At 67.8% G+C, this 9,455-nt stretch carries 7 protein-coding genes; 1 reads left to right on the forward strand and 6 read right to left on the reverse strand.

Annotated elements, in window-relative coordinates; translation table 11 throughout:
* From VNF92_06695 to VNF92_06720, 6 genes are all read right to left on the reverse strand, one after another.
* A partial coding sequence (locus VNF92_06695) for an HAD-IC family P-type ATPase (GenBank protein HVA57559.1) occupies positions 1-1,053 on the reverse strand: 1,053 nt, incomplete at its 3' end.
* A 70-nt stretch (positions 1,054-1,123) separates the two neighbouring features.
* Entirely contained in the window at positions 1,124-2,119 is a 996-nt protein-coding gene (locus VNF92_06700; protein ID HVA57560.1) for a hypothetical protein, read from the reverse strand.
* Between the two features lie 112 nt (positions 2,120-2,231).
* A complete protein-coding gene (locus VNF92_06705) occupies positions 2,232-5,780 on the reverse strand; it encodes an Ig-like domain-containing protein (GenBank protein HVA57561.1) in 3,549 nt (1,182 codons plus the stop codon).
* A 432-nt stretch (positions 5,781-6,212) separates the two neighbouring features.
* Positions 6,213-6,689 carry a hypothetical protein gene (locus VNF92_06710; GenBank protein ID HVA57562.1) on the reverse strand — a complete coding sequence of 159 codons (477 nt, stop codon included), beginning with the start codon at positions 6,687-6,689 and terminating at the stop codon, positions 6,213-6,215.
* A 178-nt stretch (positions 6,690-6,867) separates the two neighbouring features.
* Complete coding sequence (locus tag VNF92_06715; GenBank protein ID HVA57563.1) at positions 6,868-7,299, reverse strand: OsmC family protein; 432 nt, start codon at positions 7,297-7,299, stop codon at positions 6,868-6,870.
* A 197-nt stretch (positions 7,300-7,496) separates the two neighbouring features.
* Positions 7,497-8,444 carry a response regulator gene (locus VNF92_06720; protein ID HVA57564.1) on the reverse strand — a complete coding sequence of 316 codons (948 nt, stop codon included), beginning with the start codon at positions 8,442-8,444 and terminating at the stop codon, positions 7,497-7,499.
* A 263-nt stretch (positions 8,445-8,707) separates the two neighbouring features.
* Here VNF92_06720 and VNF92_06725 point away from each other — a divergent pair, with 263 nt between their 5' ends.
* A complete protein-coding gene (locus VNF92_06725; GenBank protein ID HVA57565.1) occupies positions 8,708-9,277 on the forward strand; it encodes a hypothetical protein in 570 nt (189 codons plus the stop codon).
* The last annotated feature ends 178 nt before the right edge of the window (positions 9,278-9,455 follow it).

A 9,455-nucleotide genomic window follows, 5' to 3' on the forward strand; every position in this document is an offset into this window, starting at 1 on the left:
GCAGAGCACGTCCATGGCGCCGAAATTCTGGATCGCGGCCAGCCGCTTGACGATCACCTTCTTGCGCGACATCGCGACGGCCCCGCGCGACAGGCCCACCGAGACGATCATGGGCAGCATCTCGGGCGTGAGGCCTACGGCCACGGCCAGCGCGAACACGAAGGCTTCGCGCCACCCGTGCCCGGTAAGGCCGTTGATCAGAAACACCAGCGGCACCATCACCGCCATGAACCGGATCAACAGCCAGGTGAACGCCGACACTCCGCGATCGAAGCTCGTCTCCTCTTCCGGTTCGGTGAGAGACCCCGCCAGACTTCCCAGATAGGTCGACGCGCCGGTGGCGGCCACGACGGCGGTGCCCGTCCCACTGGCCACGCTCGTGCCCAGAAAGCACAGGTTGGTCGCGTCGGCCGGCGAGGCGACGGCGGCGCCCGAGGGCGGGGCGAACTTCTCCACGGGCAGCGATTCGCCGGTGAGGCTCGCCTGGTTCACGAACAGGTCGCGGGCCGTGAGCACCCGCAGGTCGGCGGGAATCATGTCGCCCGCGGCGAGCGAGACCACGTCTCCGCGCACGATTTCGTGCAGGGGGATCTCGCGCTCCGCGCCGCCGCGGATCACGGTGGCCGTCACGCGGATCATGGCTTTGAGCGCCGCGGCCGAGCGGTCGGCGCGTGCCTCCTGCACGAACCGCAGCGACACGCCGATCACGATCATGACGCCCATGATCGTCGCGGCGCGCGGGTCGCCGGTGGCCAGCGACACCGTGGCCAGCACGGCGAGCAGGACGACCACCGGATTCCGAAGCGCGCGCCACAGCCGCTGCCAGTTCGTGACGTGCTCCGGCTCGGCGATCTGATTCGGGCCCTCGGCTGCGAGGCGCGCCGCACCTTCGGCCTCGTCCAGCCCCTTCGCCGTCGTGTCGAGGCGCAGCAGCACGGCGGGTGCATCCAGCGGCGCCAGTTCCGCGAGGAGAGGCGCGATGCGAATGCCGGGAACTGCGTGCTTGATGTTCGGTTTCACCGGTAGGATGCCCCAGCGTTCCGAGCGCAGCATGTGTGTGGCTGTGGTGGGGTACGGTGCCGGCTGGAAGGTAACGCGCGCGGTCGCCGGCCGCGCGCGGGCATCAGAACATGCGCACGCGCCACCCGAGCGAGGCCGAAACCGTCGCCGCCGATTCCGTGAGGCCAAAGTTCAACCCGGCGGTGAGCGACTGCGTGGAACCGGGGCGGTATCCCACACTCACGCCGGCGGAGACCGGCGGTTCCACGTTCGCGATGACCCGGCTTGATCCGGCGGCGGACGCGATCACCGACCACCGGCCGTCAGCCGACCCTCGGCCGACCCCCACGCCGTACGCGACGTTGTCGATGAGCTCCAGGCCGGGCATGTCGCCCAGCACCCAGTACGACGCATCGCCGAAGAAGAACGTATGCCCGGCGCCCAGCGACAGCGATGCGCCGCCTCCGAAGTCCCACTTCCCCGTGCTCACGCCCGACGCCACCGACGCCACGGGCGCCTTGGCGAACGCGTTCACGCTCAGCCCGCGGATTATACCTGAACCGGTATAGACGTCCATGCTGGCCGAGAACATCGGGTCGCCCACGTCCACCCTCGTGCTGCCCGGCGCGGCCACGGTGAGGCTGTCCGCGGTGGTGCCCACCGTTGCCCGCGAAGCGGGAACGAGGTTCCCGCCCGCGCGGCCACCCGTTCCGTTCTGTCCGGGCCCTTGTCCGTTCGTCCCCGTCTGTCCCGAAGGTCCGCCCCGCCCCGAGCCCATCCCCGGCCCCATCTCCACGGGCTGTCCCTGGCGCCGCTGCGCCACGGCCGAGTCATCAGGGCCGCCGGTGGGTACGATGATGCCGCCGATGTACGTGAGGGCCGTGTTGTTCTGCGCCACCACCGGCACCGACGCCGAGAATTTGAACCGGCCGGCCTGCACGTCCACGGAATGGAACATCGCCGCGCTCCATGTGGTGCCGGTGAAGATGTACGTGCCGGTGGCGTACCCCAGGGACACGCGGTAGTCCACCGTCTGGGCGCGGATGGCGCGGACCGGCGCCATCGTTATGGCAATCAGGCAGGCCACCACCGGGGCGGCCGCGCGTAGCTGGCGTATCATCGTTGTACCCTCGGATCGTTCGCGCCGCGGCGCGGACGCCTGTTGCAAGGATCGAGGCACAACGGGTGGCCCAACCCTCGGGCCACCCGCCGGCCTCGTGGCAGGACGGCTACTACTGCTCGCCTCCGCCGCTGCCACCACCGCCCTTGGCGATCCAGATGTCGATCGACGTGGTCTGGGCGCCGACGTTCAGCGTCGGGACGTTCTTGGACGGAATCCCACCGGACCCACTGCCACCGGATCCATTGCCACCCGAGCCGCCACCCTCATCCGTCGTCCCTTCCTCGCCCCCCGCCGCAATCTGGGTCATGCGGACGTTGGGCCGAACCGGCGCGGAACCATCGATCGAGAACGTGAACCGATACCACCCGTACTTGTGTCCGACCGACTCCGGAATCGTGATTTGCTGGACGAGCAGGTTGTACGAGTACACCAGCGTCCCGCCCATCGAGACCTCGGTCACCAACTGCCCCGGTCCATCGCCGGCTTCCCAGAGGCCCTGGTCGAACACCGTGTACCTGGGTTCGTGGGTCGCGCTGTCCAGCAGTTCCACCTTGAGTCTGGCGCCGCGCGTGTATACAACCGGTGAGAAGGTGCCCGTCGTGCCGTTGGTACCGTCCAGCTCGGTGGAGCCCGAGCCCGACACCACGGCCATGTTGTAGCCCTGCATCGGCGGCGTGGTCAGGTCGGTGAGCGAGACCTCGACGTGCACGTTGGCGTGCGTGTTGAAGTGGTTGGTCAGCAGATTGTCGCCCCACGCCACCTGAGCATCACGCATGGACTGTCCGCTTGCGTCGAACCACTGCGCCTGCCAGACCGGACCTCCGCCCTGGCAGAAGTACGGCGTGCCGCCCAGCGAACAGTTGGACAGGTTGTAGCTCATCGGGAAGTAGGGAAGCGCTTCCACGACCGGCTCCGTAGCGCCCGTCGGACGCAGACCTGTGTTGGCGTAGTTGGGCATCCCACCAACGGTCACCGGCAATCCAGTGAGTCCGAGGCCTTCCGCGAACGTCAGCGGCACGGAGAGATTGTTGCCCGCCCCGGTGTCTTCGCCGCCGCCACCACCGGTGCCGCTCCCTGAGCCCGCGGCAACGTAGATGTCAACCCACGTCCGCGAACCATCGGGCGCCAACTGCGGAACCGGTTTCGTTCCGGTGCCCGAACCGCCGGAACCGCCCGACTCTTCCTCGGTCACCGTGTTCGTCACGGCGTCCATGACCACGTTGCGGTTCGCGCTGACGAGACCATTCGACACCGAACCGTCCAGCACGAACGCCACGCGATACCATCCGGCTTCGCTCACTCTGAGGTTGTAGCCGAACACGATCCTCCCGCCCACGTTGACCTCGGCCGCGAAGTTGCCGGAACTCTCCTCGGCCCCGAGCGCGTCGATCACGCGCTTGTCGACCAGCGGATCGCCAACCGTATTACCGCCGGACGCGTCCAGCTTCGACACGATGAGATGCGGCACCACCGAGTAGATCGTCGGAGTCATTGCGGCAGTCACCCCATTCGTGCCCTGCACTTCCGTGCTGCCGGAGCCCGACACCACCTGCATGTTGAACCCGCGGAGCGTGCCGCTCGTGAGGTCGTTCAGCGACACCTCGACGCGAATGGGCGACGACGTCTTCAGGGACTGGTTGATGATGTTGTCACCCCAGGTCGCGGACGCATGCTGGAGGGCCGTGGATCCGTCGAGCCACTGCGCCTGCCACGCATTCAGCCCCTTCTGGCAGTAGGCCTTCGTGCCGTCCGGCCACGTACAGTCGGACACATTCGCGATATAGAAGTACGGCAGCCCGTCGACCACCAGATTTTCGGATTGAACTGGGCGCAGTCCGGTGTTGCCATAGTTCGGAGCACCGCCCACCGTCACCGGGAGACCGGTGATCCCGATTCCTTCGGAGAACACCACCGGCACCGAGAGGTTGTTGCCGAGCCCCTCGTCGGTCGTGGGCCGCGGGCCCGCCACGGTAACCGATGCACTCGCACTCTTGCCGCCACTCGATGCCGTGATCGTCGCCTCTCCTTCGCCCACGGCGGTCACCACACCGGTCGCGCTGACGGTCAGGATGGTTTCGTTACTCGACGTCCACGTGACGTTTCCGTGGGTCGGCTGGCCGCCCGCGTCCGCCAACGCGGCGTTCATCGAGAAGTGGTCGCCGACCCGCACATCCGCCGTCGGCGGGTTGAGCGACACCGTGGATACCGGAGACGGAGTCACGGTCACCAGCACACTATTGCGTGCGCTGGGCGACACGGCGGAGATCGTCGCTGAGCCCTCCGCATGCGCAACCGCGTGGCCGCTGGCATTGACCGACACGACGGCCGCGTCGCTGCTGCTCCAGACCACGGTCTCATTGGTGATCCGCTTGCCCTTGACGTCCAGGATCGTCGCGACCAGGTCGAACTCGGTCCCGGCAGTCACCGAGGGCGCCGCGGGCGTGATGCTGAGCGACGGCGTGGGGGCCACCACGGCCACGTCGATCGTCGCCGAGAGCGCGTCGATGGTGCCGACGACCTTGGTCGCCCCGGGCGCCACGGCGGTGATCAACCCCGCCGCGTCCACCGTGGCAACTGTCGTGTCAGCGCTCACCCATATCGCCTGGCGGCCGAGCGGCGCGCCGGCGGCGTCGGTGAGAACGACCGTTGGTTTGAACGTCCCGCCAATCGGCAGCGAAACCGCGCCCGGCGTGACGGTGAACACTCCAGCCGCCGTGACCACCGTGAACGTGGCCGCCGCCGTCTTGGATTCACTCTCCGCGGTGATCGTGCAAACGCCGAGGCCCACGCCGGTCACCTTGCCCGTGCTGTCCACGGTGGCAACCGCCGGGTTGCTCGTCGTCCACCTGATCTCGCGCTGCAGCTCTTGCTGGTTGCGATCGCGCAGACGCGCCTGCAGTTGGAGTTGGGAGCCCGTCCCGACCGTCGCGCTGGAGATCGAGAGCTCGACACTGGCCACCGGTTCACCCACGTTCAGCGTCACCGTGTCGGTCACGCCTTCGGAGGACGCCGTGATCACGGCCGCCCCAGCGCCGACGGCCAGCGCAAAGGCCTGGCCGCCCCCCACCACCATGTTCGGCAGCGCGCTGCCGCCGGACGCCGACGGGCCGCGAGCGAGCGCGGGCGCACTGGAATCCACCACCCCGACCGTCACGATGCTGTCGTTGCTGCTTTGCCAGGTGACGCGCCGCTGGAGTGCCGCGCCGTGCGGATCGTGCAACTGCACGTGCAGCCACAACGTGTCGCGAATATGCAACGTGTCGCGGGTCTGGTCTCGCTGGATCGCGGCCGCAGTCACCCGCTCGAGCAGATGCAACTGCACCGCCGCGACGAATCCATCGACGCTGGCGGTGATCGTCGCGATGCCACTGTCATAGGCCTTCACCCAGCCCGTCGCGCTGACCGTAGCGAGCGCGGGATCGCTCGACGTCCAGGTCACTGGACGCCCGATCGGCACGCCGTTTCCGTCCTCGACGGTCACGTTCAGTGAGACACTATCGCCAATCAGCAGGCTGTCGACTGGAGAAGCCAGCGCGACCCGGGCCACCGCCACCTCTTTGGTGGCCGTCACCTTATCGCTACTGCAGCTTCCGACGATGGCCGCGCTGGCCAGGACTGCCAGGACGCCCGCTGCCCGTACCATCCGCGTCACATTCATACAGCCTCCCTCTTCGGCGGCTTCGCCGCATGAGCGTGAAGGCATCCGGCACCCACCGGTCAGCCCTCACTCGCGTCGCCGGGCCTGCTGAGGTCAGATCGTGCACCACACCGTGTTGCGCCTGCTGGAGCACCGGATGTCCGGCGATGTATCTGGATGGTAGATGGTTTTGCGTTTCCTTAAGTCAGGCATGCCAACCCAATTGCGTCATCGCAGGGCCGACGCTGGCGTCGTCCGCCCGGGCAGGCGCGGTCGGGAAGTTCACCACTTGCCTTGCGGGCCCGGCTGACTGGGCCGGCGGGCCGGCGCCTTCGGAACTCGCCCCGACGGATCGCGGCAGCGCAGCAGCAGACGAGGCCGCCGCAGGCGTGATGCCCGCGGCGGCCCCCAAGTGAATCGAGCGATCCGAACCGAGCCGAGGGCTCGGCGACCTTACGGAGCTGGCGGAGTGCCCATGCGTTTCTGCATCTGTTCCATGGTCTTCAGCGCGTCGTCCATCTGATCGGCCATCGAGCGCAGGTGGATGCGCAGTTGGTCCATGTCACGCTGCTGGTCCTTGTCGCGCACCATATCGCGATTCTGCTGCATGTCGCGCGCGCGCTCGGCCAGCGTGCGCAGCTGCACCGCCGCCTGGTCGGCGGCCTGGCAGGTCTGGAGCATCAACCGCTGCTGGTCGGTCTGTTGGCTCCGCTGTTGCTGCATCTGCTGCTGCATGTTCTGCGCCATCAGATGCGCGCGGTCCTGGAGCTTGGTCATACGCTGCACCATGTCCTGCATCTGGGTCATCTGTTGGTCCTGCAGGCGTTGCTGCTCTTGCTGCTGTTGCTGGCCGCCCCGTTGGGCCCCGGCGGTCGCCGCCATGACCAGGGCCGTCGCTACGCCCAGGACCAGTCCCTTACGATTTCGCATATCTCCCTCACTATTCGTGCCGCGGTTCGTGTCGCCGGGCAATCGGAGGCGGCAGCCCCGCTCGCCGCGCAGTGTGCTTTCGAATCGTACCCGGATCCGAAGAACCGAACTGTCGGCGTTTGCGACACGTCCTTGTCGGGAATTGACCGGACTTTCCGGGCGCGAACGATCGACGCCGCTACGAGGCCACGGCGGCTGCGGGCGCTTCGATCTCCACCATGACTTCGGCGCCATGCACCAGCGTGTTGTGCGCCGGGCAGCTGCGCGCCACGCGCTCCAGCATCGACGCGTACTGGTCGGGCAGCGCTTCGGGAAGCAGCACGCGTACGGTGTAGCGCGCGATGCGCCCCGGGTTCTGCGCGCTCACCTGATCGAGTTCCACCCGCATGCCCTGGTAGGGCAGCCCGCGGGCTTCGCAGAACTGCTGCACGTAGAGAGCCACGCAGGTTCCGAGCGACGCCCCGAGGAGTTCGAGGGGCATGGGACCGGCGTCCTCGCCGACGCCCGCCGGCTGGTCGACGATGAGGCGGTGCGAGCGGATCTGGGCGGCGAACTTGAGTCCGCCCTCGTGCGTGATCACCATCGGTCCCCGCCCCTGATGCCTGGCCATCGATTACGCTCCTGTATGAGTATATAACGAACTAGACATATAGTGATGTTAACGAGGCCGGCCGGCGTTCGCCAGCCCCGCCCACAGACGCGAAATCGTCCCCGGCGCAGGAGCGACGGCGGCGGACGGAGCGCGGATTGTTGGGAACTTGGGGGTGGGCGGGCGGCCGGGGGCGGCCAGGAGAGAGTGTCGCGCGGCTAGTTGTGGATGTTCGGCGGGCCGGATCGCGGAGAGTATCGGTTTCGCGGATCGCGGGCCACTTCCGGTTTGGTCCAATCGGCGGAATAGCTCCGATCGTCGATCCCGTTGGGCGCGCTCCGGATCCACGGCCACGAGGGATCCGGCACCCCATCGTTGACGGCCGCCGCGGCGCGCGCCATCAAGATCAGCGGATCCACCGGCGAGTACTTCAAATTGTCGATCGCGGCATAGCCCACCCGGAGTTCGCGCCGATAGGGCGCGGGCGCGGCTTCGACCCGCTGCCGGAGCACCGCTGACATCCGCCGCGCGAACGCTACCGCCCCTACGTGATCGGTCACGGGCGCGATGACGCCGATCTCCGCCGTCCCCAGGGGGCCGAGCACGTCGGACGTGCGCGCCGCGTTCACCATGCCACTCACCGTCTCGCGCTCGCGGAGCAGCGTGGCGTCCACGGAAAACACCAGGCAGGAGAGCGCCGCATGCATGCGCACCATGAGGGCGCCGAGTTCCCGGGCCCGCAAGCCGAGCACGCTGCCGGCCACCGCCGATGTGCTGGGCACCTCGGGCGCCCCATAGTCCTCGGCCGATGCCATCCGCCGCGTGCGCACGTGGCTCTCGATCCGCCGAGCCAGTTCGTCCAGCGGCGTGTCGCGCTCCAGCACTTCCTGGGGCACTGCCTGTGCGTCCGAGAACTCATCGGGGAGCCCCTCGCCGGCCGTCCCCAGCAGGAGCACCGGCACCTCGGGCGATAGCCCCACGTCATGGCGGAGCATCGTGCACGTCTCGAGGCCGGTCATGTCGGGCAGTTGCTGCTCCAGCAGCAGCACATCAGGGCGGGCACCGCGGGCCAGCGCCAGCGCCATTTTGCCGGTTGACACCCTGATCACCGCGAAGCCACGATCTTCCAACGCTTGGGCGAGGTCGCGGTCACGGTCCGTGGCCATTAGGATGACCGGAGGGGAGATTTGGGTAGGCATGTGCTAATACGCGTAGCAAGAGTCGCGCCTGACCATCGGCTCTAACACAGGGAGCGCCAATCGCGCTGGTTCTGGGCCTCGCGCGATAGGCCGGACCCCGGCCAAACGGCGGCGGGCTCGGCCCAGAAATTGCCAGATTTTGGTGGTGCGGCGGGCGGATGGCCTGCCCAACAGAACTGTGGCGTTTGTGACACGCCTGTTGCGAATTGTCTGCAATTGAGGACACATCCGTGCATGAGTTGCTGAGGGCGCTGCGCCGCACGCCGGACCGCGTGCTGCACACAAGACGACGCGGAGCCGCGCTGGCAAATATTCGCGCCCGCAACCAGCCATCCAGCGTTCTGGTCCTGTGCCACGGCAACATCTGCCGGAGCCCGTTTGCCGCCGCCGTGCTCGACCGCGAGCTGGCCGGGCAAGGCACCGCCGTCGTGTCGGCGGGCTTCATCGGGCCGGGACGCCCGTCGCCCCTCGAGGCACAGCTCGAAGCACAGCATCTGGGAGTGGATCTCTCTCTCCACCGCTCGCAACTCGTCACGGACCAACTCGTGCGTAACGCTGCCGTCGTCGTCACCATGGACGCGCAACAGGCGCGCGCCGTGGTCGAGACGTTCGGCAAGCCGCGCGCCGATGTCGTCCTCCTGGGCGACTTCGATCCGGAACCCGTGAGGACCCGCACGATCGCCGACCCGATCGACCAGCCCGCCGACGTCTACCGGCGCGTCTACGCGCGGATCGAGCGATGCGCCCAGGCCCTGGCCTCCGCCATCACGGAGACGCCGGCTCCGTCCGACCGGCCCTAGCGATCGACGACCTGTTGCGGCGGCGCAACATCTGGCCCGGCCCGACTTCCGGCGGATGGGCACATGCATTGCATGTCAGGTTAGCATGACGGGCCACCACTTCACCGTCGACGTCGAGGAGTATTTCCACGCCTCGGCGTTCGAATCGGTAATCGACCGGAACCACTGGGAGAATCTC

It is taken from the genome of Gemmatimonadaceae bacterium, assembly GCA_035533015.1.
In the GTDB taxonomy this organism is placed as follows: domain Bacteria; phylum Gemmatimonadota; class Gemmatimonadetes; order Gemmatimonadales; family Gemmatimonadaceae; genus JAGWRI01.

Coding starts and splice junctions, on each gene's coding strand:
- VNF92_06705 (HVA57561.1), bottom strand. CDS start 5,780: ATGAATGTGACGCGGATGGTACGGGCAGCGGGCGTCCTGGCAGTCCTG.
- VNF92_06715 (HVA57563.1), bottom strand. CDS start 7,299: ATGGCCAGGCATCAGGGGCGGGGACCGATGGTGATCACGCACGAGGGC.
- VNF92_06720 (HVA57564.1), bottom strand. CDS start 8,444: ATGGCCACGGACCGTGACCGCGACCTCGCCCAAGCGTTGGAAGATCGT.
- VNF92_06700 (HVA57560.1), bottom strand. CDS start 2,119: ATGATACGCCAGCTACGCGCGGCCGCCCCGGTGGTGGCCTGCCTGATT.
- VNF92_06710 (HVA57562.1), bottom strand. CDS start 6,689: ATGCGAAATCGTAAGGGACTGGTCCTGGGCGTAGCGACGGCCCTGGTC.